Origin of the sequence: Sphingomicrobium nitratireducens (genome assembly GCF_026157035.1) — a bacterium.
Lineage (GTDB): Bacteria > Pseudomonadota > Alphaproteobacteria > Sphingomonadales > Sphingomonadaceae > Sphingomicrobium > Sphingomicrobium nitratireducens.
The window spans coordinates 503,556-529,904 of record NZ_JANJZA010000001.1 but is presented as its reverse complement, the minus strand read 5'-3'; the positions used below and the strand labels follow the sequence as shown (position 1 = coordinate 529,904).

Below are 26,349 nucleotides of genomic sequence, written 5' to 3'. Positions count from 1 at the left end.
CGAGGGGCATATGAACCTGGAACAATTGACCGAACGGGCGCGCGGGTTCCTGCAGGCAGCGCAGACCATCGCGGCGCGCGAGAACCACCAGCAGATCACCCCGCAGCATCTCGTGAAGGCGCTGCTCGACGACGAGCAGGGCATGGCCGCGGGCCTCATCCAGATGGCAGGCGGCGACCCCAAGGCGGCGCGCAAGGCCATCGACGCGCTGGTCGACAAGTTGCCGACCGTGACCGGCTCGGGCGCGAGCCAGGCGCCGGGCGTCGACGGCAACACGATGCGCCTCCTCGATAAGGCGCAGGAGATCAGCGAGAAAGCCGGCGACAGCTATGTCACGGTCGAACGGCTGCTACTCGCCGCGACGATGGGCAAGGACGCGGTCGGCGACGCGCTGGAGAAGGCCGGCGTCAAGCCGCAGGCTCTGAACGCTGCGATCGAGCAGCTGCGCGGCGGGCGCAAGGCCGACAGCCAGAACGCCGAAGACCGCTACGACGCGCTCAAGAAATACGCCGTGGACCTCACCGAACGCGCGCGCGCGGGCAAGCTCGACCCCGTCATCGGGCGCGACGAGGAAATCCGCCGCACCATCCAGGTGCTTGCGCGCCGCACCAAGAACAATCCGGTCCTCATCGGCGAGCCCGGCGTCGGCAAGACGGCGATCGCGGAAGGCCTGGCCTTGCGCATCGCCAATGGCGACGTCCCCGACGGCCTCAAGGACCGAAAGCTGCTGAGCCTCGACATGGGCGCGATGATCGCGGGTGCGAAATATCGCGGCGAGTTCGAGGAACGCCTCAAGGGCGTGATCGACGAGGTCAAGCAGTCGGACGGGCAGATCATCCTGTTCATCGACGAGATGCACAACCTCGTCGGCGCGGGCAAATCCGAGGGCGCGATGGACGCGGGCAACCTGTTGAAGCCCGCCCTCTCGCGCGGCGAACTGCACGTCATCGGCGCCACCACGCTCGACGAATATCGCAAGCATGTCGAGAAAGACGCCGCGCTCGAGCGCCGCTTCCAGCCCGTCATGATCGAGGAGCCGACAGTCGAGGACACCATCTCGATCCTGCGCGGCCTCAAGGAGAAATACGAGCTACACCACGGCGTGCGGATCACCGACGGCGCGATCGTGTCGGCGGCGACCCTGTCCAACCGCTACATCACCGAGCGCTTTCTCCCCGACAAGGCGATCGACCTGATGGACGAGGCGGCCAGTCGCCTGCGCATGGAGGTCGAATCCAAGCCCGAGGAAATCGAGGGTCTCGACCGCCGCATCATCCAGCTCAAGATCGAGCGTGAGGCGCTGAAGAAGGAGAGCGACGCGGGCTCGAAGGACCGGCTCGGCAAGCTCGAGAAGGAACTCGCCGACCTCGAGCAGCAGTCGGCCGAGCTGACCCAGCGCTGGCGCGCCGAGAAAGAGAAGATCGACGCCGAGGGCGACCTCAAAGGCGAACTCGACACCGCGCGCATCGAGCTCGAAAAGGCGCAGCGCGAAGGCGACCTCGCCAAGGCCGGCGAATTGCAATACGGGCGCATCCCCGAACTCGAGAAGAAGCTCGAGGAAGCGTCCGCCGCGACCGAAGGCGCGATGCTGCGCGAGGAAGTCACCGAGGACGATATCGCATCGGTCGTGTCGCGCTGGACCGGCGTCCCGATCGAGAAGATGCTCGAGGGCGAGCGCGAGAAGTTGCTGCAGATGGAGGATCTCCTCGGCAAGCGCGTGATCGGCCAGGAAGAGGCGGTCCGCGCGGTCGCCAAGGCCGTGCGTCGAAGCCGCGCCGGCCTGCAGGATCCCGGCCGCCCGCTCGGCAGCTTCCTGTTTCTCGGCCCGACCGGCGTCGGCAAGACCGAGCTGACGAAGGCGCTCGCCGAGTTCATGTTCGACGATTCATCCGCAATGGTCCGCATCGACATGAGCGAATTCATGGAGAAGCACTCGGTCGCCCGCCTGGTCGGCGCGCCGCCGGGCTATGTCGGCTACGAGGAGGGCGGCAAGCTCACCGAAGCCGTCCGCCGCCGCCCCTACCAGGTCGTGCTGTTCGACGAAGTCGAGAAGGCGCACTCCGACGTCTTCAACATCCTCCTCCAGGTGCTCGACGACGGCCGCCTGACCGACGGACAGGGCCGCACGGTCGACTTTACCAACACGATCATCATCCTCACCTCGAACCTCGGCAGCCAGTATCTCGCCAGCCAGGGCGAGGACGCCGATCCCAAGGAGGTCGAGGAACAGGTGATGGAAGTCGTGCGCGGCCATTTCCGCCCCGAATTCCTCAACCGGCTGGACGAGATCATCCTGTTCCACCGCCTCAGCCAGACCCACATGGGCCCGATCGTCGATATCCAGGTCAAGCGCCTGCAGAAGCTGCTCGACGACAAGAAGATCGTGCTCGACCTCACCGACGGCGCGCGCGGGTGGCTCGGCCGGGTCGGTTACGACCCGGTCTACGGGGCGCGGCCGTTGAAACGGGCGGTGCAGAAATATTTGCAGGACCCGCTCGCCGACGAGATCCTTGCCGGCCGCATCCATGACGGGATGACGGTCAGGGTCGACGAAGGCGACGGCAAGCTGGAAATCGCCCCCGCCTAGGCGTCCTTGCCGTAAGCCTTGAAGAACGGGCCCATCATGTCGCGATAGGGATCGGAAACCCCGATCCCCTTGCGATTGATGGGCTCGCGAACCTGCGCCGCCGACGCCGTCGTTACGCGCCGCTCGACCTGATGCGGGCTGGCCTGCTGGGGTTCGACCGCGAGGCCGCAATGCGCGCCGATGGCCTCGATCCACCTTTCCGGCTCCTCGACGAGGTCGCGGTACGGGACGACGAGGATGCGATCGCCCGCGACCGCGGTCCAATGATCGAGCAAGCGGTCCTCGTTACGGAAATAATGGCCGACCCCTTCGAGCGAACCGCTCCAGTGGGCGCCATTGGGAAGCATGGTCCGGAACACCGACCAGGCGCAATCGGCGGGATCGCGGCGCACCCAGACGACCGGGGCGTCGGGAAACAGCGACAGTTGCAGACCGAGATAGCGGCTCGCGCCGAGCGACTTGTCGACGACGCGCCCGGTCCCGGGATAGCGTTGCCCCATGAGACGGAGGTAGAGGTCGCGCAGCGGGCGCGCCGACCCGTGGGCGGCCATCCATCGCTGCCAGTCCTCGACGGCAAGGCCCCCCATCTGCTCGCCGACCTGGAGAAAGAGGTTCAATTCCTCGCCCCCGTCGACGGCCGAGTGCGCTGCCAATATCTGTTCGACCAGGGTGGAGCCGGTGCGCGGCAGGCCGGTCACGAACAGCGGGCGCGGCGTCGGTTCGTCGCCAAGGGCGCGACGCGCCTCCTCGATCCGCTCGCGGGTCCAGAAGGCGATGGCCTCGTCGCACAGCTTGTCGTCGAGGTCGCGGTCGAATGATCGGATCGCGTCCATTGTCGCTGCCGACCGCGAGAAGGCGTCGAATGCTGCCGCGGGATCGCCGCGGCGATGGTGGACCTGGCCGACGGCGTTCAGATATTTCGCGCGCTCGCCCGGGTTGGGATGCCCTTCGAACAGGTCGGCGCGCTCGAGCAGCTGCCGGGCATCGGCCTCGTCATCGCTCGTCTCGATGAGGCCCAGCCACGCCTGCCCAGACGTGTCGTTCGCGCGGATCGACCGACGAAACTCGCTCGCGGAGCGCTCGAAATCACCCTCGATGCGGGCCTGCACCGCCTTGTTGTAGGCGTTGGCGGCGGCATTCGGGCAGTCGTCGGGAAGCGCGTCGAGCGCGGCGAGCGCCTCCTTCGAGCGGCCTGCCCGCGCCAGCGTCATCGCGCGCACGAAGAAGGGAATGACGTTTGACGGCGCGATGGTCGCGACCCACCGGTCCGCCATGGCCAGCGCGAGATCGTGCTCCGCGAGCATCTGCGTGTCGCGGACGAGCTGTTCCCACAGCGGATCGGGCAGCCGTGCCTGCTGCGCAAGGGCGCTTCCGGCTGCGATCATTTCGTCGCGGTCGAGCTGCTGGAAGGCGGCGCGGAAGCGCTGGACCGTCATCTGGTCTATCGGGTTGACGAACGCGACCATCTAACGACCCTCCCCCTCGTAGACGTCGAAGAAGGGCGCCATCCACTCGCGGTAGGGACCCGCAACGTCGAGCCCCTTGCGATTGATCGGTTCGCGCACCTGCGCCGCGCTTGCGGTGGCAACGGTCCGTTCGACCTTGTGGCTCTCGAGTTGTGCGACTTGAGGTTCGAGTCCGAGGTGACGCGTGATCCGCTCGGTCCACGTCGCGGGCTCCTCGACCAGGTCGGCATAGGGCACGACCAGCATGCGTTCGCCCATCTCGCGCGACCAATGTTCGAACAACTTGTCCTCCAGGTTGAAATGGCGCGCAATGTCGTCGAGCCGCCAGCCCCAGTCGACGCTCTTCACGAAGAAGGTCCGGAAGGTCGACCAGGCGCAATCGGCCGGATCGCGGCGCATCCACACGAAGTTCGCCTTTGGATAGAGCGCTGCCACCAGGCCCATCGTTCGGCTGAGGTAGAGCGTCTTGTCGACGACGTGACCGCCTTGCGCGAACCGCTCGTCGAGCAGGTGGTCGTGCAGGTCACGCAGCGCATCGAGCGTGCCGCCCCGCGCCAGATAGGCGTCGAGCGCCTCGGGCGAGTTGCCGCGAAGATCGTGCTCGAGCTTGGTCATCAACCCAAGCTCCCCGCCGCCCGCGACATCGCTGTGCGCGGCGAGGATCTGTTCGACCAGCGTGGTGCCGGAACGCGGCAGGCCCGACACGAACAGGGGCCGGCTGTGCTCGCGCGGCGTCAGCGTCGCGGCGAGCGCATCGATCCGCTTCCGGTCGAACTGGATCGCGTTCTCGAAGTTGCGCACGTCCTGCTGCGGATCGGACTTGCGCTCCGCCGCCATCATCTCGCCGCCGGCGCGATAGGCCTCGAACGCGGCACGATGGTCTTGCTGCCGTTCCTTCCAGCGCCCCAGCGCGAACTGGTAGGCAGCCCGCTCCACGACGGGGGCCTGCGCGAACGCGTTCGACGCGGCTTCCAGCCTCGCCCCGTCGGCTTCGTCCATCCGCCCGGTCATCGCCAGCGCCAGCCAGCTCTGTCCGGACGAGGGCGCCGCGGCGACGGCCTCGCGCAGATAGTCGGCGGCAAAGTCGAGATTACCGAGGTCGGTCGACAAGGTACCCTTGAGATAGTTGATCGCCAGTGGGGAGACGCCCGTCAGTTCGATCTTGCGCACGATCTCCCAGGCTTCCTTGGGATCGCCCGCTTCCGCGAGCATGCGCGCCCGTTCGCACAACACGGCGGGCGAGGCGCCGACTTCGTGCTGCCATTGGTCGAGCACGCGGCGCATCAGGGCATACTCGCCGTTGAACTGGGTCAGTTGCGCCATCGCGCGCCACTGGTTGCCGAGCGGGATTCGCCGCCTGACCATCACTTCGATGAGACGGTTGATCTTCGCGCGGTCGCGATTGGCCATGGCCTGCTTGAGCAGTTCGAGCAGGTCGCGCGGCTGCATCCGTTCCATCGCGTCGTCCACGGGCGACGGCGCGGGCGAAGGAGCCGGTGTCGGCGCGTTCGCCTTCGGCGACACCGCGATGCCGTCGGACAGCGGGCCGAGCCAAGCCCGATACGGTTCGGCGACCCCGATCCCCTTGCGGTTGATGGGTTCGCGCACTTGCTGCGCACTCGCGGTCGCGACCGACGAGGGGGCGAGGTGCGGCGTCAACTGCATCGGCTCGAGAACGAGCCCGCAATGGCGCGCGAGCGTGCCGATCCACCTTTCGGGATCCTCGATGAGATCCCGGTAGGACAGGACAAGGAGCCGGTCGCCCAATTGCTCCTGCCAGTGGGCGAGCAGCTGATCCTCGATCTTCATGTGGTCGGCGATATCCACGAGCGACCAGCCCGCGACCACGTTCCCCGAGAACCACGAGCGGAAGATCGACCATCCGTTGTCGAGCGGATCACGCCGCATCCACACGATCGGCGCATCCGGGAACAGGGCCGCCAGGGGGCCGAGCGAGCGGCTCTGGTTGAGGCTCTTGTCGACGAACATCCCGGTGCCGGGCAGGCGTTCGGCGGCAAGCCGGAGATAGAGGTCGCGCAGCGCGAGCGCCCCGCTGCCCGACGCGAAACGGTCGAGGTCTTCAGGGGCGAAGCCGCCTGCGGTCGCTTCGAGGTGCAGCGCGAGGCCGAGCTCGCCGCCCCCGTCGACGGCCGAGTGGGCCGAAAGGATCCGCTCCACCAGCGTCGTGCCGCTGCGCGGCAGTCCGGTGACGAAGATCGGCGTTCGCGGGCTGTCTGCCTTCAGCGAGAGGCGATCGAGCCAGGCGCGGTCCCAGCGCATCGCGACCCTGGCGGAGGCGCGATTGTCCTCGCCGTCATAATGCAGTTTCTCGCCTTGGATCTCGGTCGCGCGGGCGAAGTGGGCGAACGCGGTCTCGTGGTCGCCGCTCTTGTCGGCGAGAATGCCGAATGCGTTCTCGATCGCGGCACGATCGATCATGTCGCGTACCGCGCCGCCCTGCGCGAGTTGGCGCAGTTGCTTCTCGTCGGTCTCGGTCGCCCGCCCGTCCTTGACGATTTCGATCCATGCCCGCCCCGCCTCGGGGTGAAGCGCGATCGTGCGACGGTAATGGCGCTCGGCCTCGTCGCCCTTGCCGAGCGCAGTCGCGATCGAGCCGCGCAGGTAGGCGTTGGCGAAGGGGGTGGGCGTTGCGTCGGGAATGGCGTCGAGCAGCGCCTGCGCCTCGGCGGAGCGGCCGACCAGGGCCAGCAGAACCGCCTTCTCGTAGGCCGCCTCGTCGGCCGTGCCGTCCTGCTGTCCCCACAGGTCGAAGGCCGACAGGGCCTTTTCCACCTCCCCCCATTGCTTGAGGTGGAGCGCGACGTCGAGCCACTGGCGACCGAGCGTCGCTCGCCCTTTGATCAGGGCGGTGGCGGCGGCAACGAGGGCGGAACGGTCGCCCGCCTTGGCGGCGCGCCGGAAGCTCTCCGCGGTGACGTTCAAAATGTCGGAATTCATGGCACGGACCTAGCAAAGAAAAAGGGGCGGTGAAACACCGCCCCTTCCCCTTTTGGCTGTCGGTTACCCGACGGTGAGGACTTACTTGTCCTCGCCGAAGCGCATGGCCAGCGTGAAGCGGACCGAACGCGGAGCCTGGTAACCGGTCACACGACCGTAGCTCTCGTTGATACCGCCGTAGCTGACATCACCGAACTCGTTGAAGTCGAGCTTCTGGTCCCAGTTGAAGATGTTGAACACGTCGATACGGAACTGCGAACCCGGCAGCGAAAGCGGCGCGAGGTCGAACGACAGACCGAAGTCGACACGCTTGTTCCACTGCGATTCGAACGCCGTGCCGCGCGGGACGAGGACCGAACCGGTGCCCGCACCGTCAGCCGCCGTACCCGACGACAGGCCGTCACCACCGAACTCCGCCTGACGGCAGTAGTAGGAAGCGGCGCCGTACGAGTATTCGAACGTGCTCGAGTCGTTCTTGTAGTTACCGATACAGCTGAACTTACGCGGCGATTCCACGATGATGTTCGTCGAGATGCCGAGCCATTCGATGGGCTGCACGTAACCGTAGAACTTGAACGAGTGCTTGCGTCCGTTGGCGAGATCGCCAAAGGCACCATCCAGGAAGCCCGGCTGGTCGAAGTCCTGCGTCAGACCGGTGTCGGTCTGGTTGTTGTCGGACTTCACGCCACCTTCGAAGTTACCGCGCAGATCGGTGTACGTGTAGTTCGCATTGAACTGGTACAGACCGTTGAACGCCTTATCGATGGTGAACTGCACCGCGTCGTACTTACGAACGGCTTCCGGATAGCCGATGTCTTCCGCGTTCAGCGTCACGACATCGCACTGGCCGTCGATCGTGCAATCGCCGTCCAGGCGCACCGTCACGTCCGAACCCGGATTGATCAGCACGTACTGGTGGAAACCGGTCCAGACCGAAGCGCAACCCGTCACGCCGTTGGCGTCGCAGTAAGCGAGCACACCGGCGTCGATGGCGGCGTCTTCGAGCGTCTGGCCGAGGCGACGGTTCACGTAGTCGACACCGAACGTCCAGTCGCCCATGCGGTGCGACAAGCCGATCAGCCATTCGTCCGACTTCGACGGCTCGAGGTTCGAGCTGACGAGAGCGTCGGTCGCGGCAAGCGTACCATCGGCGAAGATGGCGCACTTCTCGCCCGCCTTGCCGGTGAGGGCAACGTAGGCATCCGGACAGTCGCTGCCGTAGAAGCCGGTGCCGTCGAAGTTGGTGACGTCACCATTCTCGTTGATGATGTAGTTGTCCGGGATGCCGTCGCCGTCGGCGTCGACAATGCTGCCGGTGCCGTAGAAGTCGACCTGCTGGACGTAGAGTTCTTCACCGGCGAGACGAAGGTTGGTGTTCGTCGCGATCGGGAGGAAGTAACGACCCCAGAAGACGTTCAGCTTGGTGCGCTTGTCACCGAACACGTCGATGGTCGCGCCCAGACGCGGAGCCCACAGATCGCCCGAGTCATAATAGAGCTCGTCGAACTTGGTGTAGTTCCGGAAGCGATCGTTACGGACGCCCAGCTGCAGGTTGATGCGGTCGTTCATGAGCGACCAGCTGTCCTGCAGGTAGAAGGCCCGCATGTTGGTGTTGAACTCACCGTAGTTGCTGTACAGGCGACGCAGCGTCAGGTTGCGACGGAAGTCGTAACGATAGCCGTCACCAGTGTACCGCGTGGCTTCACCCGCGAACAGCTTCTCGTAGTCGAAGCCGGCACGGAAGTGGTGCGAACCCATGAAGTCGAGATAGAGGTCCGCATCCGCGCGGTAGATCTTGCGGATGTTGATGTCTTCGACGTCGCCGGTAACCGTACCGTAGACGTTGTAGACAGGCGCCGCGAGACACGAGCCGAGCACGGCGCAATCGCCGATGCGCGAGATGCCCTGCGCGATGTTCGGCACAGCGTGCTGCGTCGACACGTCGCGGTTCTCACCATAAGCGAGCGACAGGGTGAACCAGTCGGTGAACTGACCGGTGTAGCTGGCGATGAAGTTGTCGCCACCGTCGTCGTTTTCGACGTTACCGCGAAGGACGCCGAGACCGTTGTAGACGTAGTCCAGGCCACCTTCCGGATCGACCGTGTTCGGGGCCGGAGCCGTCGCACGGGTCAGATCGATGGTGTTGTACGCCGTCTTCACGGTGCTCTTGTCGTTGAAGTAGGTGAACTCGAGGCGATGACCGTCGAACAGGATCGCGTCGAGCTTACCGCCCCAGAACGCGTCGTCCGAAGTCGAGCGCGTACGGGTTTCCGAGCTGGCGCCCGTGTTCTCGGTCTCGAACCAGCCGGGGCTGTAGATGCCGTAGAAGAACAGGCGGTCCTTGATGATCGGGCCCGACAGGTAAAGGTCGGCACCGACGTTCATCGAGTAGTCGAGCTCGTTGATCGACAGGTAGGTGTTGGGCGAATCTTCACGCAGCCAGTCCGGCGAGTAGGTGATGATCGCGCCGCCCTTGAGGGTGTTCGAACCCGACTTGGTAACAGCCGAGGTCACGCCGCCGAGCGCACGACCGTATTCGGCCGGATAGCCGCCGGTCTTGACGTCGAAGGTGCGGTAGAACTCGAACGGGATGTCCGACTGGCCGAGGAAGCCACGGAAGTCGGTCACGTTCAGGCCGTTGATGTAGTAGGCGTTTTCCGCAACCGTCGCACCCGAGATCGAGGTGAGGTTGCCGAAGCCCGCGTCACCCGCGGTCGTACCCGGAGCGAGCTGGATCAGCGCGTTCGCGTTGCGCGAAACCGGAACGGTCTCGGCCAGTTCCTGCACGTCGATCGTGGCACCGGTCTGGGTCGAGGCAAAGTCGTCGACCTGGATACGGGTACCGGTAACGACGATGACGCCGTCCGGCTGCTGATCGACGGCAGCTTCGCCGGCGATGTACGAGAAGGTGTTGTTCTGACCGGCGACGACGGTGACGCCACGGTCTTCGACCTGCACCTGGCCGTCCTTTTCGACGATCACGGTGTAGGTGCCGCTCGCGAGAGCGACGACACGGAAGTTACCGTTGGCATCCGTGACGGTGGTCGACGAATAGCCCTGCTGGTTGTTGGTGACGGTGACGGTCGCGCCGGCCACCGGGGTACCGCTGGCGTCCTCGACGGTGCCAACGATGTTACCGCGCGTATAGTCCTGCGCCGCCGCCGGGGCGGCCGCGATAAACGCGGTCGACGCACCAGCGCCGAGAAGCGCAAGAGCCTGCCAAGCGGCAGTCGCGCGCAAAGTTGCTTTCTTCATTACAGTCTCCTGAAATTGGTGGCCTTTTGGCCTCCCCAAATTCTCGCAGGCGCAATTCACCCCCACGTGGGGACGTTGTTAACGGGAAATGAGGGGGGTGTGTAAAGCGTCGCCAGAGGGGAAACGGGCTTTTGTGACTCAACTGTGTCACGAATGTCACATGGCCGACGGAGCCCTTTAACGGGGGTCAATATTGGCCGCGCGGCGCTCCGCTTCGAGGCTCGCGGCGGCGTCGAAATAGGCCTCCTGGCGCGCCACCGACCAGTAGCGCAGTTCCGACAGGAGAATCGACTGGCCGGTCACCGCGCAGCGCACGTGATCGCCATGGCCGAGCACCCGGAACGTCCCGTCGAGATAGTGCAGTTTCGCCTCGCGGCCGCCGCGGTTGAGCATCAGTCGTCTCCCTGGGCGCCGGGATCGTCGAACAGGCCGGGCTGCGGCGCCGAGGGCGTGCGATAGGGCCTGCGTCCCCGGGGCGCAACCGGGGCCTTGGCCGCGCTCGCGGCGCCGTCCGTGCGCGCGTCCACCGACCCGTCGCGAAAGTGGAGCGTGACCTCGACCGCGCGGCGCGCCGCCTCGGCGGACGTCACGCTCGCCCCGTCGCCGGCGCTGACCCGCGCGAATCCGCGATCGAGCGGTCGCTCGGGATGCGCGAGGTCCGCCAGCCGCCAGAGCGAGGCCAGCCTTTCCGACCTCGCCGCGAGATAGCGATCGGCGCGCGGCATGCGCCGCACCAGTTCGAGCAGCCGCGCCTCGCCCTCCCTCGCCCGCTTGCCGAGCAGTCGCCCCGCATCCAGCCGTCCGGTCCATTCGGCCAGCCGTCCGCCCGCCTTAAACAACTGGCCCGACAGGCCCTGCCCCAGCCGCCGCGTCAACTCGTCGACCCGCTGTTCGCGCTGGTCGACGAGGCTGGCGGGCTCGGGCAATCGCTCGGCCGCCAGCGCGAACCGTTCCGCGCTCCGGTCGAGCCGGCGGGACAGGCCCTTGCCCGCGCGCTGCGCGAGATCGCCCACGAACGCGACGAGGTCGCGGCGCACCGGCACCGCCATTTCGGCGGCTGCGGTCGGAGTCGGCGCGCGGCGGTCGGCGGCGTGGTCGATCAGCGTGACGTCGGTCTCGTGCCCGACCGCGCTGATCAGCGGGATCGAGCAGTCGGCCGCCGCGCGCACCACCGCTTCCTCGTTGAAGGCCCAAAGATCCTCGATCGACCCGCCGCCGCGTGCGACGATCAGCAGGTCGGGGCGCGGAACCCGCCCGCCGCTCGCGGGTAAGGCGTCGAAGCCGCGGATCGCGCTCGCCACCGCAGGCGCCGCCGCTTCGCCCTGTACCGGCACCGGCCACACCAGCACGTGGGTGGGGAAGCGGTCCTCGAGCCGGTGGAGGATGTCGCGGATGACCGCCCCCGTCGGACTCGTCACCACGCCGATCACGCGCGGCAGGTAGGGCAGGTCCTTCTTGCGCTCGGACGCGAAGAGGCCTTCTGCGGCCAGCGCGCGCTTGCGTTTCTCGAGCAGCGCCATCAGCGCCCCCTCGCCCGCCAGTTCGAGGCTGGTCACGCTGATCTGGTATTTCGAGCGCCCGGGATAGGTCGTCACCTTGCCGGTCGCGATGACCTCGGCCCCGTCCTCGGGCGAGAAAGCGAGCCGCTGCGACTGGCCGCGCCACAGCACCGCGTCGATGCAGGCATTCTCGTCCTTCAGGGTGAAATAGCAGTGGCCCGAGGCGGCGCGCTTCCATCCCGAAATCTCGCCGCGCACGCGCACGTGGCCGAACGCGTCTTCCACCGTGCGCTTCAAGGCGCCCGACAGGTCGGAGACGCTGAGCGGCGCCGCGTTGTCGCCGGCAGCCGACTTCGCTAACAGGCCGGGGGCTTCATCTTCGGGGAACGACATGCACATCCTGGTACTGGGTTCGGGCGGACGCGAGGATGCGCTGTCCTGGCGACTTTCGCAATCGCCGAGCTGCGACAAGCTCGTCTGCGCGCCGGGCAATCCGGGCATGGCCCGCTGGGCCGACCGCCTCGCCGCAATCGACCCGTGCGACGCGGACGCGGTGATCGCACTGGCTCGCGAGGAGGCGATCGACCTTGTCGTCGTCGGCCCCGAAGCGCCGCTGGTCGCCGGCGTCGCCGACCGGCTGCGCGATGAAGGGATCGCCACGCTCGGCCCGTCGGCCGCCGCCGCGCAGCTCGAGGGATCGAAGGGCTTCACCAAGGATCTGTGCGCACGCGCGAACATTCCGACCGCAGGATACGAACGCACCGCCAGCCAGGCCGCCGCCCTGGCCGCGCTCGACCGCTTCGGCGCCCCCGTCGTGGTCAAGGCCGACGGGCTCGCCGCGGGCAAGGGCGTGACCGTCGCGATGACCCGCGAGGAAGCCGAAGAAGCCATCCGCGAGGCGGGCGACGCCCCGCTCGTAATCGAGGAATTTCTCGAGGGCGAGGAAGCCAGCCTGTTCGCTTTCGTCGCGGGCCGCGAAGTGCGCTTCATCGCCTCCGCGCAGGACCACAAGCGCGTGGGCGAAGGCGATACTGGCCCCAATACGGGCGGCATGGGCGCCTATTCGCCTGCCCCCGTCCTCACCGACGCGCTGCGTGACCGGGCGATGGACGAGATCGTGCGCCCCACCGCCGAAACGCTCGCCGACGAGGGCACGCCCTTCAACGGCATCCTCTATGCGGGCCTCATGCTGACCGCCGACGGCCCCAAGCTGATCGAGTATAATGTCCGCTTCGGCGATCCCGAATGCCAGGTGGTGATGCCACGCATCGAAGGCGACTTCGCCGAGATGTGCCTCGCGGTCGCCGAGGGCGAACTCGCTGACCTGGAGATCCTGCTCGAAGACGCGCACGTCATGACCGTGGTCGTGGCCGCCGACGGCTATCCGGGCACGCCGAGGACAGGCGGCGCGATTTCGGGCATCGAGGAGGCCGAGGAAGACGGCGCGATCGTCTTCCAGGCCGGCACCGCCGAAAAGGACGGAGAGCTCGTCGCCTCGGGCGGGCGCGTGCTCGCGGTGACGGCTGCCGGCGGCACGCTCGCCGAGGCCCGCGACGCGGCCTACGCCGCGCTCGGGAAGATCGACTATGTCGACGGTTTCGCGCGCCGCGACATCGGCTGGCGCGAACTGGAACGCGCGGCAGGATAGGTGCTTGCGGGGCTCCGCGCGATCATGCCACAGGGAATACGATGAAGCCGCGCCAGATCGTCATCGCCGGGATCGCCGCCGTGATGGCCTTTGCCGCGCTGTGGCACGGTCCGCTCGGCCAGGCCGGCGTGCGGTTCGCCGCCAGGGCGGAAGCGCTGACGCGGCTCAACCTCGATTATTACGACATGGACGAGATCGACGGCTTCATGCAGCGCGGACCGCTGACCCGCCGCATGTGGCTGGCGGGCCCCGCCGACGACTTCCAGCGCGGCGAGCTCGACCGCATCATCGGCGGCGTACCCGGCGTGGTCGATGTGCGCTGGTGGCGCCCCGGCGGCGGCACCGTCACCGCCCCCATCGTCCTCCCGCTCGTGGTCGAAGCGGAACTTGTCGCGCTTGGCATGTTCGCACTCGGCTTCATTATCGCCTATCTTGTCGCGCTGCGTCGCCGCGCGATCGCCTGGTCACCCATCTGAGGGAGCACTTCATGGACGCCTTTCTCGCTGCCTACTGGCCCATCCTTCTCGTCGCGCTGGTCGTCGGCATGGTCGTCGGCTTCCTCGTCCTCCGGCCCAAGCAGACGGTGCGCCTGTCTGACGACACGCCGGTCCGTCCGCACATGGTCGCCGACGGTCGCAGCCGCGAAGGGCGCGGGATCGTCGACGAGGCCGCCGCCGCGGCGAGCGACGTGGCCGGGCATATCCTGCGCTCCGACGTGCACGAGCACCTCCCGGGCGCCGTCGGCGCGCCCGACGATCTGCGCAGACTCAAGGGCGTCGGTCCGAAGCTCGCGCGCATGCTCGGCGAGATGGGGATCGTGCGTTTCGACCAGATCGCCAAGCTCTCGCCCGGCCAGGTCGACGCGATCGACGCGCAGCTCGGTGCTTTCCGCGGCCGTTTCCAGCGCGACCGGATCGTCGAGCAGGCCGACTATCTCGCGCGCGGCGATACCGACGGCTACGAGGCGAAGTTCGGCAAGCTCTAACCGTCGGCGACGGGCGACTGGGCGGCCTTGCGCTTCTTGCGCTTGGGCGCCGCGATCAGCTTGTCGATCTTGCGCCCGTCCATGTCGACCACCTCGAACGTCCAGTTTTCGCTGGAGAATTTCTCGCCTTCCTCGGGAAGCCGCTTGAGCACCGACAGGGCGAACCCTGCCACGGTCGAATAGTCGCGCTCCTCGCCGAGCCGCATGCCGAGACGATCCTCGAGCACGTCGGCACTGGCCGCACCGGAAATGAGGTAGCTACCGTCGTCGCGCGCGATGACGGGGTCCTCGCCCTCCTCGTCGCTGATGAAGTGCCCGGCCAGCGCGACCAGGATCGAACCAGGCGTCACGATCCCGTCGAGATGACCATATTCGTCGTGGACCAGCGCCAGCGGGACTTCCGCGGCGCGCAGCACGGCCAGCGCATCCATCGCGTCCATCAGGTCGGGAATGACCGGCGCGGGCCGCGCCAGCGAGCGCAGGTCGAGCGGCTTGCCGTCGAGCTGGGCGGCCAGAAGGTCGCGCGTCGAGACCACGCCGATGATCTCGTCGACCGACCCTTCGGCCACGGGCAGGCGGCTGTGCGGGCTCGCGGAAAGGGCCATGCGGATGTCCTCTCGGGTGCAGCCAGCGTCGATCCAGTCGATCTCGGTCCGCGGTGTCATCACCTCGCGCACCGGTCGGTCGGCGAGGCGCACCACGCCCGAGATGATCGCACGCTCCGATTCCTCGAGCAGTCCGGACGTCTTCGCCTCCGCGACGACGAGATGGAGTTCCTCGGCGGTCACGACCTTGTCGGCTTCGCGCTTGAGGCCCGCCAGCTTGAAGATCAGCGCGCTGGTCTGGTCGAGCAGCCACACCAGCGGCGCGGTCAGTCGCGCAAGACCGCCCATCGGGCGCGCGACGAGCGCGGCGATCGGCTCGGGGTTGCGCAGCGCGAACTGCTTGGGCACGAGCTCGCCGATAACGAGGCTGACGTAGGTGGTCAGGACGATGACGATGCCGAAACCGACTGCCGATGCCGTCTCCGGATCGACACCGAGGAGCGCGACGCGCTGTCCGACCGGCTCGCCCAGGCTGGCACCCGAATAGGCACCGGCGAGGATGCCGATCAGGGTGATCCCGATCTGGACCGTCGACAGGAATCGCCCGGGCTCCGCACCGAGGGCCAATGCGCGCTCGGCCCCCTTGCTGCCGTCACGCGCCATCGCCTTCAGCCGCGCCTCTCGCGAGGACACGATGGCCAGTTCGCTCATCGACAGCAGCCCGTTCATCGCGATCAGCGCGATAATCAGGAGGACATCGATCCAGGGGATGGGAAGCAAGGTCTCGCTCATGGGCGTCTTTGCCCCTCATGCCGCCAAAACGGCGGCGCGACAAGCGGGTGCGATGAAGCGTGCAAATCCCGTGCTGGCAGCGGAACAAAGGGCGCCGCGGGGCGATTGAGCCGGAGAACAGCAAGACTCAGGAGTTTTCTTCTCATGCGTATTTCAAAGTTTCCCGTGATTCTCGCAGCGGGCGCCATGGTTGCGACCGGCGCCTGCACGACGGACGCCATGACCGGACAGAAGCGGATCTCGACCGAGGCCGGCGTCGGCACGGTGCTGGGCGCGCTCGGCGGCTACCTGCTCGGCGACGTGATCGGCGGCAAGAACGACCGTACCGAACGCATCATCGGTGCCGGCATCGGCGCCGTCGCGGGCGGCGCGATCGGCGCCTACATGGACAAGCAGGAGCAGGAACTGCGCCGCGAGACCGAAGGCACCGGCGTCGACGTCATCCGCCAGGGCGACGATCTTCTCCTGCGCATGCCCGCGGGCATCACGTTCGGGTTCGACAGCAGCGAGGTCCAGCCCGAGTTCCGCTCGACCCTCAACGAGGTCGCGCAGACGCTCACTGCCTACGAATCGACCTTCATCGACGTGATGGGGCACACCGATTCGGTCGGCAGCGACGCCTACAACCAGCAGCTCTCGCAGCGCCGTGCCACGGCAGTCGCCGACTATCTGACCATGCAGGGCGTCAACCGCGCCCGCATCGCCACCGTCGGCTATGGCGAGAGCCAGCCGATCGCGAGCAACGACACCGAGGAAGGCCGCGCGCAGAACCGCCGCGTCGAGATCAAGGTGACACCGGTGAGCCAGCAGGACGTCGGCGCCGCCGGTTACTGATTTTCCATCCTGTCCCCCCACCCAAGGATGGACGAGAGGGCGACCCTGCGTATCAGGGCCGCCCTTTCTTTTTGGGTAGAGAAGCGCGCGGCTAGCGGCGCGCTGCAAAGAAATCCCTGAGCTGGCGCGCGGCCTCGGCCTCGCCGAGCCCGCCCATCACCTCGGGCCGATGGTGACATGTCGACTGGGTGAAGACTTTCGCGCCGTGCACGACCCCGCCACCCTTGGGGTCCTCGGCGGCGAACACGAGCTTGTCGATCCTCGCCAGGGCGATCGCGCCCGCGCACATCGCGCACGGTTCGAGACTGACCCACAAGGTGCACCCGTCGAGCCGCGAGGTCGCAAGCGCCTCACCTGCGCGACGGATCGCCAGCATCTCGGCATGGGCGGTCGGGTCGCTCCCGCCGCGCATCGCGTTGCGCGCCTCGGCCACGATAGTCCCCGCGGGGTCCGTGATCACCGCGCCGACAGGCACTTCGCCGTCGGCAGCGGCCTCGTCGGCCAGCGCCAGCGCGCGCCGCATGGGTTCGGGAAGAGGAAAGCCGCCGGTCATCGCCCACCCGCTAGCGCGGGGGCGGGCCCGGGGAAAGGGTCAGCCTGCAGGCTTCGACTTGGTGGAGCCGCTCGCAGGCTTCTCCTTGGCCGGCTGGACGTCGAGCGTCGGCACGGTCACCGCCTTGGTCTCGCTGCCGACCGAGATGGTCCCGGTCTCCACGTCGAACGCCGGTTGGCGACCGCCCTTGGCCGCGATGCCGTTCTCGTCGGCGTGGAATTCGGGAACCTTGGCGGCCTGAGTCTGGCGGATGTCGACCATCCCCGTGCCGATCACCGCGATCAGCGCCACCACAACTAGAATGAGAATCACAATGATCGTACGCACGGTTCGCGCCCCTACAGTCCTTCGTTCCCTTCATTGACCCAACGCGCGAGCCTGTGTCGGGTTTCCGACATGGCGCGAGAGAATGGCCGGGAATGGCGAACCGGTTGACGATTGGCGCATCAGCGGGTATCGGGCGGCGCTTTCCGGGCAATGCTGCCCGCAAGAGATCAGGATAAGAATCATGTCGCGCGTTTGCGAACTGACCGGCAAGGGCCGGCAGGTGGGCAACAATGTTTCCCACGCCAACAACAAGACCAAGCGGGTTTTCCTTCCGAACCTGCAGAATGTCACGCTGATCAGCGAGGCGCTCGACCGCCGCGTTAAGTTCCGCGTGTCGACGCAGGGCCTGCGCTCGGTCGAACATGTCGGCGGCCTCGACAACTGGCTCACCAAGACCAGCGACGACAAGCTCTCGGCCAAGGCCCAGAAGCTGAAGCGCGAGATCGCCAAGGCGAAGACCGCGGCCGCCTAATCGGCGGAGCGGTGCGGGGCGCCCTCGAGCGCCCGCGCTTCCACGTCCCAGGCAATCAGCACGCTGGCCAGCGCGGCCAGCCCGTTGTCGTCGGACACCAGCCAGAGCCGCAGGTGCCCATGCGCCAGCGGCTCTACTGCTATGCCCTCCATGTTGGCGTTGGACGGGGTCGCTAGCGGTACGATCCGCTCGACCCGAACGGTGTCGCCATCGACTCGGCCAAGCGCGAGCGAGGACGAGAATCCCCGCACCCCCAGATGGCGCTGCAGCAGCAGCAGGCGCCCGTTCCCAAGGGTCGCGGCGCCGGTGACCGGGCCGGTAGCGCCCGTCACTTTCACCCGGCGCCAGCGCTCGCCGACCCGGATCGCTCCGACCCGCCCCGATTCGCCCAGCAACAGCGGCGCACCCCCGACCATGGCGATCGCCTCGAACCCGCGATTGGGACGCCAGGGCGGGCGTCCCAGCCGCATCGTCGCGACGAGCGATCCGTCATCGCGATAGAGATTGGCACCGTGGGACTGCTCGACCGCCACGCGCCAGCGGCCACCCTCGCGCACCACGCCTTCGGCATCGGCGGTTCCCCGCGCACCGGGACCGCGCCCCAGCGTCAGCGCCCGCGCGATCGCCGTCCTGTCCCCCGCCGCCGGCGTCTTCATCCGCACCATCGCCCCGATGTCGCTGACCATCACGAGATCGCCGTCGTCCCAATCCATGCCCGACAGGCCGACCAGGCGCGGGTCCGCCTTTGCGCCGATCTTCCATGCCCCGTGAAGGGTCCAGCCCGAGGGCGCCGGACCGGGGTCGAACGACCGCAGCTCGACTTCGAACGATGAGGGGGAAACCCCCTTGAAATCAGGCCTTTCGCGCAGGAACGGCCAGGCGGCCAGAATAGCCACGGACAAAGCAAAAAAAGGTAATGATCTAAGTCGGTTAGCCGACATATGAAGCTGAATGGATGCTGTCATCGGCATTCAGCAAATCTGCACCGCGAGTCACTTATAACCCATTGCATAGGCGGGGTTTTCCCCTTTTCCCCGCCGCTTGATTCCCTCGCGTCGCGTAACGAGGGGGGCCCGGCATGGCGTAAATCGTGCCGGGCCCAAGTTTTTTCAGGCCCCATCGAAGAGGCTCGCAAGCTGTTCGACCAGCGCGCCGCCCAGTTGCTCGACATCCATGATCGTCACCGCGCGGCTGTAATAGCGCGTGACGTCGTGCCCGATCCCGATCGCCGCCAATTCGACCGTCGAGCGCGTCTCGATCCAGTCGATCACGCTGCGCAGATGGCTTTCGAGATAGGTGCCGCCATTGGCCGACCCGGTCGAATCGTCGACCGGCGCGCCATCGGAAATCACCATCAGGATGCGGCGCTCCTCGGCGCGCGCGATCAGTCGCTGGTGCGCCCAGAGCAGTGCCTCGCCGTCGATATTCTCCTTGAGCAGCCCCTCGCGCATCATCAGCCCGAGGCTGCGCCGCGCGTGACGATAGGGTTCGTCGGCCTGCTTGTAGACGATGTGCCTCAAGTCGTTGAGCCGCCCCGGGCTGGCCGGCCGTCCCGCCGCGAGCCAGTCCTCGCGCGATTGTCCGCCCTTCCACGCGCGCGTGGTAAATCCGAGAATCTCCGATTTCACCCCGCACCGCTCGAGCGTGCGCGCGAGCACGTCGCCGCAGATCGCCGCGATCGAGATCGGCTTGCCGCGCATCGAGCCCGAATTGTCGATCAGCAGGCTCACCACCGTGTCCTTGAATTCGGTGTCGCGCTCGATCTTGTAGCTGAGGCTGTGCGCGGGGGAGACCACCACACGCGCCAGTCGCGCCGCATCGAGCAGCCCCTCTTCCTGGTCGAACGCCCAGCTCCTCGCCTGCTGCGCCATCAGCCGCCGCTGCAACCGGTTGGCGAGCCGCGTAACAGTGCCCGTCATCGAACCCATCTGCTGGTCGAGATAGGCGCGCAGCCGTTCCAGCTCCTCCGCGTCGCAAAGCTCCTCTGCCTCGACCACCTCGTCATGCGCAGTGGTGAAGGCGCGGTAGGGGACGGGCGGCCCATCGGCGAGATTGCGGCGCGGCTGCGGCGCGGGGCTGAGCTCGTCGCTGGCATCGCCCGACTGCGTCTCTTCCTCGCCCGGCTCGTAGTCGCCCGGCTCTCCAGCTTCCTCGCCGTCGCTTTCCTCGGGACGCTGCTCGGCGTCGCCCTGCTGGTCGCCGGCCTCGTCGTCCTCGCCTTCCTGGTCCTGGTCCTGGTCGCCCGATTCCGGATCCTCGCCGTCCTCGTCAGGTTCCTGCTCCTCGGCACCCGGGTCCTCGACGGGCAGGTCGAGATCCTCGATCAGCCTGCGCGCGAGCGTCGCAAAGGCCTGCTGGTCGTCGATCGTCAGCGCCAGCGCATCGAGCTCGGCCCCGGCCTTTTCTTCGATCCAGTCGGCGACAAGGGCCAGCCCATTGCGCGCCGCGACAGGCGGCTCCTCGCCCGTCAGTCGCTGGCGTGCGAGCAGCGCCACCGCGGTATCGAGCGGTACTTCCTCGCGGCTCCTCGCGCGGATGATCGCATCGCCCTTTATCCGCGCCGCGAAGGCCGCATCGAGATTGGCGCGCACGCCCGGATAGGCCTTGGCGCCGAGCGCCTCGACCCGCTGCTCCTCGAGCGCCGAGAAGACCGCACCGGCCTCTTCGTCGCGAGGGGCGCGGGCGCCGTGGATCGAGGGATCGTGGTGCCGCCTGACCAGCGCCGCCGCATCGGCCGCCCCGCGCGCCTCGGCCACCGCGCGCGGATGAAGATCGTTGCCGGGCAGCGGGACGCTGGCGCGCGACAATGTCCGGTCGCGCAGCGGGTCGGAGGAAAAGCCGAGTTCCAGTTCCGCATCGCGAGCGATCGCCCGCGAGGCGCCGAGCAGCGCGCGGCGGAAGCGATCGAGAGAGTCGGGCTGGCTCATCGCGCACGGCTCTGCCGCGCCAGGCAACGAAAAGCAAACCGTCCCACCCGTCCCGATCCGGGAAAATCGCACTCCAGAGTCCGCTTCCAGACTCAAAAAGTGACCTCGAAGACACGATTTTCCGGTGGAGCAGAAAAATTGGTTAATGCCGTATTGACGTTTACATTCAGCAGCTTCCACGCTGCGAAATTACGGAGGCCGCGGGTGTCACCGCGGGGGTGCTCTCCCTGACATCGATGAACAGCAGGCAGGAGACTTGTCTTGGGTAAGGCTTTTCACAACCTATTGGACCGCGACGGGCATGATCACGATCTTTCGGGCCTTCCCGGTCAGCCGCGCGCGGTCGACCGCGGTCATCAAATTCTGGACCGCAGCGATCTCACGTTAGACAACTTTCCCTATTTCGGAGTGAACGGCGCCAACGGTCTTCCGATCCTCGATCTCGATGGCGTGGTCGAACAGATCAATGGCGAAGGCTACAAGATCGACGCTTCCAACGGCGTCATCACCTACAGCTTCTTCGATGGGCCCGTATTGACCGGCCTCTACAACCAGCAGAGTGGATCGAAGGACGGGTACGGGTCGCAGGGTCTCTCGCCCTTCACGCCCGCACAGGAAGCCGCTGCGCGTGAGGCGATCCAGATGTGGGACGATCTCATCCCGCAGACCTTCGTCGAGAAGAACGGCAACGGCGCGGACATCCTGTTCGCCAACAATCTGATCGCGGGTCAGGCGTACGCGTTCCGTCCGGCCTACCAGCAGGGGTACAAGTTCCAGAGCGACGTGTTCGTCATGGATCCCGAGTACAACCCGAGCAATAAGTGGTTCTCGCCCGGCGGCTATGGCAACACGACGCTCATCCACGAGCTCGGCCACTCGCTCGGCCTCAGCCATCCCGGCGGTTACAATGGCGACGGGACCTATGGGGGCGATGCCGAATACGCTCAGGACACGACCCAGTTCTCGATCATGTCCTATTTCGACCAGCCCAATTCGGGCGCCTTCGCGCTCAACTGGAATCTGTTCATCGCCGTGCGCGATGCGAACGGGAACCTCCTTTACCGCGACCCGCTGATCACCTTCGCGCAGACGCCCCAGCTGCATGACATCTACGTCATCCAGCAGGCCTACGGCGCCGATCCGACCACGCGCGCGGGCGACACGACCTATGGCTTCGGCAGCAATGCCGGCCTTTGGGTCTACGACTTCGAGCAGAACCCCTATCCCGCCATCTCGATCTACGATGCGGGCGGCGAGGACACGATCGACGCTTCCGGCTTCACCGTGTCGCAGTTCATCGACCTGCACGAGGGCTCGTTCAGCTCGATCGGCGGTGCGCCGCCGACGGCGGACGAACTGTATGCGGCGACCGTATCTGTCTACTTCGAGACCTATAGCGAGACGCTGGGCGGGGGCTATCTCTTCCAGTATCTCACGAGCCAGGCCGAGATCGACGACGCCTTCGATTTCTATTCGAACTACTTCGCGGCGAACCTGGCGCAGGATACCTTCTTCCTGTCTGTCGGCGCGGTCCCTGGCTACGAAGGCACGACGCCGATTACCGGCCTTCTCACCAGCCAGTACATGAACGTCTCGATCGCCTATGGCGTGACCATCGAGAATGCCATCGGCGGCCAGGCGCGCGACGGCATCCTGGGCAACGAGGCCAACAACTTCCTCGACGGCCAGGCGGGCGACGACGTGATCTTCGGCTATGGCGGCGACGACACGATCGTCGGCGGTCTCGGCGCGGACGAGATGACCGGCGGCGCCGGTTCGGACACGTTCGTGTTCGACGATCCCGACGCACCGGGCATCGTCGACATCATCACCGATTTCTCGGGCGAAGACTTCATCGACCTGTCGGGCCTCGGCGACGACAGCCTCGGCGAGCTCGCGTTTATCGGTGATGCCGGCTTCTCGAACACGGCGGGCGAGGTCCAGTACCTCAACGGCATGCTGTCGGTCGATCTCGATGGCGACGGCGCTGCCGACGTCCAGATCCAGCTGACCAACATGCCGACCCTCGACGAGGCGCAGCTGATCCTCGACGCGGGCACGTAACACCCGCTCAAACACGAAAGAAAAGCCCCGCTCCGGTCCGTCCGGGGCGGGGCTTTCTTTATGCCTGCGACGCGAGCCTACTCGGCGCGGTGCGCGACGCTTTCGGGCAGGTCATCGCCGAACACGCGCTGGTAATATTCGGCGATGATCGTCCGCTCCGCCTCGTCGCACTTGTTGAGGAACGACACGCGGAAGGCGTAGCCGACGTCGCCAAAGATGAGCGCATTCTGCGCCCAGCTGATGACGGTGCGCGGGCTCATCACGGTCGAGATGTCGCCATTGACGAAGCCCTGCCGCGACAGGTCGGCGACCTTGATCATCTTGCTCACCGTCTCCTTGCCGTCGGGCTTGTCATATTCGCCCGACTTGGCAAGCACGATCTGCGCCTCGGTCTCGGCCGGCAGATAGTTCAACGTGGTGACGATGTTCCAGCGGTCCATCTGCCCCTGGTTGATTGCCTGGGTGCCGTGATAGAGGCCCGTCGTATCGCCCAGCCCGACCGTGTTGGTCGTCGCGAACAGGCGGAAATAGGCGTTGGGGTGGATCACCTTGTTCTGGTCGAGCAGGGTCAGCTTGCCCTCGGTCTCGAGGACACGCTGGATCACGAACATCACGTCGGGTCGCCCCGCGTCATATTCGTCGAAGACGAGCGCGACCGGGTGCTGGAGGCACCACGGCAGGAGGCCTTCCTTGAATTCGGTGACCTGCTGCCCGTCCTTGAGCACGATCGCGTCGCGGCCGATGAGGTCGATGCGGCTGATATGCGCATCGAGGTTGATGCGGATGAGCGGCCAGTTGAGCCGCGCCGCGACCTGTTCGATGTGGGTCGACTTGCCGGTGCCGTGATAGCCCTGGACCATCACGCGGCGGTTGAACGCGAAGCCCGCCGCGATCGCCAGCGTCGTGTCCGGATCGAACACGTAGGCGGGGTCGAGATCGGGGACGCGCTCGTCGGCCTCGCTGAACGCGGGCACTTCCATGTCGCTGTCGACCCCGAACGCCTCGCGCACCTTCACCATCTTGTCAGGAGCGGCGAGGATCGTCTCGGCGCGGCTCGCTTCGTTCGTGTTGGGCAAGTCGGTCATGCGCCGCTCTTAGGCGAGAGGCCCGCGCGGCTCAACAAGAGTCACGCCCCGACCTTAGGCGGCAGGGTGAACAGCGACAGGAATTCGCCCGCCGCCGCCACATCTCCCTCGATCTCGACGAGCTCGCGCGGCGCCCCGCCATAGACCACGGCAGCGAAGTTTTCGGGCGCGCCGCGAATTACGAACTCGGCCTCGTCGTCGGCTCCTTGCGCGAACGAAAGCGCGCCGCCCTCGAGCCGCCCGACGAACTGCTGGTCGCCCATCTCGATGCCGAACCGGCGGTCCAGCCCGGCCGCGCGCTCGGGCACGATCATGGTGCGGAAGGAGAGGATGATCGAGACCGCGCTGACCGGCAGGCTCGGGTCGTGCGAGGGGCTTCGCGCAGCCCAGCGGCCGAGTTCCTGCAGGATCGGTTCGGCCTCGAGCCCCCATTCGGTCGCCTCGTAAGCCTGCACGCTGGCCGGCGGCGGCAGGGTGACGCGGCGCACGACGCCGCGCTCCTCCAGTTCGGCCAGCCGCTGCGTAAGGACACGCGCGCTGATGCCGGGAAGGTCGGACCTGAGCGAGGAGAAGCGGCGGGGGCCGAGCATCAGTTCGCGCAGGACGAGCATCGTCCAGCGGTCGCCGAGCAATTCGAGGCCATGAGCGGCGCCGCAGGCATCCTCGTAGCGGCGTCTGGGTGCGGGATCGAAACTCATTGTTACTTAATGTAACCTATTTGTTGTAATTTTCAACTCTTGCGGTATGCATAAGGCGACTCGCGAAGGAGAGACCTCATGTCCAAGATGATTTTCGTGAACCTGCCGGTCAGCGATCTCGAAAAGTCGAAGGCTTTCTACGAGGCGGTCGGCTTCGTCAACGAGCCTCGCTTCACCGACGACACCGCCGCCGCGATGCAGTGGAGCGACACAATCGTCGTGATGATCCTTTCGCACCCCAAGTGGAAAAGCTTCACCGACAAGGCGATGGTCGACGCGAAGACCCACGCGCAGGTCGCGCTGTGCGTGAGCATGGACAGCAAGGATGCGGTCGACCGCATCACCGAGACCGCGGGCGCGAATGGCGGAACCGCCGATCCCAACCCGCCGCAGGACTACGGCTTCATGTACGGTCGCAGCTTCGAGGATCCCGACGGGCACGTGTGGGAGCCGATGTGGATGGACCCCGCGATGGCCGAAAGCGGACCGCCCGACATGGTCGAGGCGGGAGCGGGCGCATGAGCTATGTCGACGGCTACCTGATCCCGCTGCCGCAGGGGAAAGAGGACGAATATCTCGCCATGGCGCGCGACATGGCCGGGCGCCTCAAGGACTGGGGCGCCAGCCGGGTGGTGGAAGCGATCGAGGACGATTGCCCCGTCGGCAAGCAGAACGATTTCCACACCGCGGTGCTGGCAGAGGATGGCGAGAGGACCGTGTTCAGCTTCGTCGAATGGCCGTCCAAGGAGGCGCGCGACGAAGGATGGAAGAAGATGGAGGAGTGGATGGAGAATGAGCCACCCCACGCTCCGCCCTTCGACGGCAAGCGCATGATCTATGGCGGCTTCAAGCCGATCCTCGACCAATGAGCGGCGCCTTCATCTGGTACGAGCTGCTGACGCCCGATCCGGCGGCAGCCAAGGCGTTCTACGACGCGGTCGTGGGCTGGGACATCGCCACCGACCCGGTCGCGCCAGGGCTGGAATACCGCATGATCGGGCGCAGTGACGGCGGCAATGCCGGCGGGGTGATGACGCTCAACGAGGAGATGCGGGCGAACGGCGCGCGGCCGGTATGGCTCGGTTATGTTCACGTCGAGGATGTCGATGCGACCGCCGCGGCGATCGAAAAGGACGGCGGGACGATCAGGATGTCGCCGTGGGACCAGCCGGGCGTCGGACGGCTCGCGATGGTCACCGACCCGTCGGGCGCGCCTTTCTACCTGATGGATCCGATCCCGCCCGAGGGACAGCCTGACGCGGTCAGCGACGTCTTCTCGGTCGACCGGCCTCAGCACGTCCGCTGGAACGAACTGTCGTCAACCGACCAGGATGGCGCGATCGATTTCTACACTCGCCGTTTCGGTTGGGTACAGGACGGCGCGATGCCGATGGGTGAGATGGGCGACTACAAGTTCATTCACCATGATGGCACCGCGATCGGCGCGATCATGAAGAAGCCCGACGCGATGCCCGTGTCGCTGTGGACATATTATGTCGGGGTCGACGATATCGATCGCGCCGAGCGGGCGATCAGCGAGGGCGGCGGACAGGTCGTCCAGCCGCCGATGCAAATCCCGGGCGGTGAATATTCGCTGGTGGCGATGGACCCGATGGGTGCAAGCTTCGGCCTCGTCGGCCCCCGCAACTAGGAG

The 26,349-nt window shown here is 66.5% G+C and carries 22 protein-coding genes; 10 read left to right on the top strand and 12 right to left on the bottom strand.

The window, feature by feature from the left end:
- Positions 1–10: 10 nt before the first annotated feature.
- The gene (gene clpB, locus NNY25_RS02625; RefSeq protein ID WP_265569801.1) at positions 11–2,587 is read left to right on the top strand and encodes an ATP-dependent chaperone ClpB; all 2,577 of its coding nucleotides are present in this window, start codon (positions 11–13) and stop codon (positions 2,585–2,587) included.
- On the opposite strand, the gene NNY25_RS02620 is transcribed toward clpB, so the two are convergent.
- From NNY25_RS02620 to xseA, 5 genes are all read right to left on the bottom strand, one after another.
- On the bottom strand, positions 2,584–4,053 hold the full coding sequence (locus NNY25_RS02620; RefSeq protein WP_265569800.1) for a tetratricopeptide repeat-containing sulfotransferase family protein: 1,470 nt from the start codon (positions 4,051–4,053) through the stop codon (positions 2,584–2,586). The genes clpB and NNY25_RS02620 overlap by 4 nt on opposite strands.
- Entirely contained in the window at positions 4,054–7,011 is a 2,958-nt protein-coding gene (locus NNY25_RS02615) for a tetratricopeptide repeat-containing sulfotransferase family protein (protein WP_265569799.1), read from the bottom strand.
- Positions 7,012–7,092: 81 nt separating this feature from the next.
- Positions 7,093–10,266 (bottom strand): TonB-dependent receptor, encoded by a 3,174-nt coding sequence (locus NNY25_RS02610; RefSeq protein ID WP_265569798.1) that lies wholly within the window; start codon positions 10,264–10,266, stop codon positions 7,093–7,095.
- Between the two features lie 177 nt (positions 10,267–10,443).
- A complete protein-coding gene (locus tag NNY25_RS02605; RefSeq protein ID WP_265569797.1) occupies positions 10,444–10,659 on the bottom strand; it encodes a DUF2093 domain-containing protein in 216 nt (71 codons plus the stop codon).
- Positions 10,659–12,158, bottom strand: coding sequence for an exodeoxyribonuclease VII large subunit (gene xseA, locus NNY25_RS02600; RefSeq protein WP_265569796.1), 1,500 nt, complete (start codon positions 12,156–12,158; stop codon positions 10,659–10,661). The genes NNY25_RS02605 and xseA overlap by 1 nt, the downstream gene beginning before the upstream one ends.
- Here xseA and purD point away from each other — a divergent pair.
- The 3 genes from purD to NNY25_RS02585 are packed head-to-tail and all read left to right on the top strand — an operon-like array spanning position 12,157 to position 14,398.
- The gene (gene purD, locus NNY25_RS02595; RefSeq protein WP_265569795.1) at positions 12,157–13,413 is read left to right on the top strand and encodes a phosphoribosylamine--glycine ligase; all 1,257 of its coding nucleotides are present in this window, start codon (positions 12,157–12,159) and stop codon (positions 13,411–13,413) included. The two genes, xseA and purD, sit on opposite strands and share 2 nt — an antisense overlap.
- Before the next feature lie 41 nt (positions 13,414–13,454).
- Positions 13,455–13,889, top strand: coding sequence for a hypothetical protein (locus NNY25_RS02590; RefSeq protein WP_265569794.1), 435 nt, complete (start codon positions 13,455–13,457; stop codon positions 13,887–13,889).
- A gap of 11 nt (positions 13,890–13,900) precedes the next feature.
- Positions 13,901–14,398 (top strand): hypothetical protein, encoded by a 498-nt coding sequence (locus NNY25_RS02585; protein WP_265569793.1) that lies wholly within the window; start codon positions 13,901–13,903, stop codon positions 14,396–14,398.
- Here NNY25_RS02585 and NNY25_RS02580 read toward each other — a convergent pair.
- A complete protein-coding gene (locus NNY25_RS02580; protein ID WP_265569792.1) occupies positions 14,395–15,735 on the bottom strand; it encodes a hemolysin family protein in 1,341 nt (446 codons plus the stop codon). The genes NNY25_RS02585 and NNY25_RS02580 overlap by 4 nt on opposite strands.
- 144 nt (positions 15,736–15,879) lie before the next feature.
- On the opposite strand from NNY25_RS02580, the gene NNY25_RS02575 reads away from it, so the two are divergent.
- Positions 15,880–16,569, top strand: coding sequence for a YiaD family glycine zipper/OmpA-like lipoprotein (locus NNY25_RS02575; RefSeq protein ID WP_265569791.1), 690 nt, complete (start codon positions 15,880–15,882; stop codon positions 16,567–16,569).
- A 91-nt stretch (positions 16,570–16,660) separates the two neighbouring features.
- On the opposite strand, the gene NNY25_RS02570 is transcribed toward NNY25_RS02575, so the two are convergent.
- Positions 16,661–17,122 (bottom strand): nucleoside deaminase, encoded by a 462-nt coding sequence (locus tag NNY25_RS02570; RefSeq protein WP_265569790.1) that lies wholly within the window; start codon positions 17,120–17,122, stop codon positions 16,661–16,663.
- A gap of 39 nt (positions 17,123–17,161) precedes the next feature.
- Entirely contained in the window at positions 17,162–17,449 is a 288-nt protein-coding gene (locus NNY25_RS02565) for a hypothetical protein (RefSeq protein WP_265569789.1), read from the bottom strand.
- Between the two features lie 181 nt (positions 17,450–17,630).
- Between NNY25_RS02565 and rpmB the strand changes: the two genes are divergently transcribed.
- Positions 17,631–17,921: a 50S ribosomal protein L28 gene (gene rpmB, locus NNY25_RS02560; RefSeq protein WP_265569788.1), complete on the top strand. Its 291-nt coding sequence runs from the start codon at positions 17,631–17,633 to the stop codon at positions 17,919–17,921.
- On the opposite strand, the gene NNY25_RS02555 is transcribed toward rpmB, so the two are convergent.
- Both NNY25_RS02555 and cobT read right to left on the bottom strand, forming a co-directional pair.
- Positions 17,918–18,817, bottom strand: a complete 900-nt coding sequence (locus tag NNY25_RS02555; RefSeq protein WP_265569787.1) for an esterase-like activity of phytase family protein — start codon at positions 18,815–18,817, stop codon at positions 17,918–17,920. The two genes, rpmB and NNY25_RS02555, sit on opposite strands and share 4 nt — an antisense overlap.
- A 213-nt stretch (positions 18,818–19,030) precedes the next feature.
- Positions 19,031–20,848 carry a cobaltochelatase subunit CobT gene (cobT, locus tag NNY25_RS02550; RefSeq protein WP_265569786.1) on the bottom strand — a complete coding sequence of 606 codons (1,818 nt, stop codon included), beginning with the start codon at positions 20,846–20,848 and terminating at the stop codon, positions 19,031–19,033.
- A gap of 408 nt (positions 20,849–21,256) precedes the next feature.
- Between cobT and NNY25_RS02545 the strand changes: the two genes are divergently transcribed.
- Positions 21,257–22,912 (top strand): M10 family metallopeptidase, encoded by a 1,656-nt coding sequence (locus tag NNY25_RS02545; RefSeq protein WP_338112469.1) that lies wholly within the window; start codon positions 21,257–21,259, stop codon positions 22,910–22,912.
- Positions 22,913–22,989: 77 nt separating this feature from the next.
- Here NNY25_RS02545 and cobS read toward each other — a convergent pair whose 3' ends face one another.
- Both cobS and NNY25_RS02535 read right to left on the bottom strand, forming a co-directional pair.
- Positions 22,990–23,997 (bottom strand): cobaltochelatase subunit CobS, encoded by a 1,008-nt coding sequence (gene cobS / locus NNY25_RS02540; protein ID WP_265569785.1) that lies wholly within the window; start codon positions 23,995–23,997, stop codon positions 22,990–22,992.
- Between the two features lie 41 nt (positions 23,998–24,038).
- Positions 24,039–24,695: a winged helix-turn-helix transcriptional regulator gene (locus tag NNY25_RS02535; protein ID WP_265569784.1), complete on the bottom strand. Its 657-nt coding sequence runs from the start codon at positions 24,693–24,695 to the stop codon at positions 24,039–24,041.
- A 78-nt stretch (positions 24,696–24,773) separates the two neighbouring features.
- Here NNY25_RS02535 and NNY25_RS02530 point away from each other — a divergent pair, with 78 nt between their 5' ends.
- From NNY25_RS02530 to NNY25_RS02520, 3 genes are read left to right on the top strand one after another with little or no spacing between them, the layout of a single operon-like run.
- A complete protein-coding gene (locus NNY25_RS02530) occupies positions 24,774–25,217 on the top strand; it encodes a VOC family protein (RefSeq protein WP_265569783.1) in 444 nt (147 codons plus the stop codon).
- Complete coding sequence (locus NNY25_RS02525; protein WP_265569782.1) at positions 25,214–25,564, top strand: DUF1428 domain-containing protein; 351 nt, start codon at positions 25,214–25,216, stop codon at positions 25,562–25,564. The genes NNY25_RS02530 and NNY25_RS02525 overlap by 4 nt, the downstream gene beginning before the upstream one ends.
- Complete coding sequence (locus NNY25_RS02520) at positions 25,561–26,346, top strand: VOC family protein (RefSeq protein ID WP_265569781.1); 786 nt, start codon at positions 25,561–25,563, stop codon at positions 26,344–26,346. The genes NNY25_RS02525 and NNY25_RS02520 overlap by 4 nt, the downstream gene beginning before the upstream one ends.
- Positions 26,347–26,349: the final 3 nt, after the last annotated feature.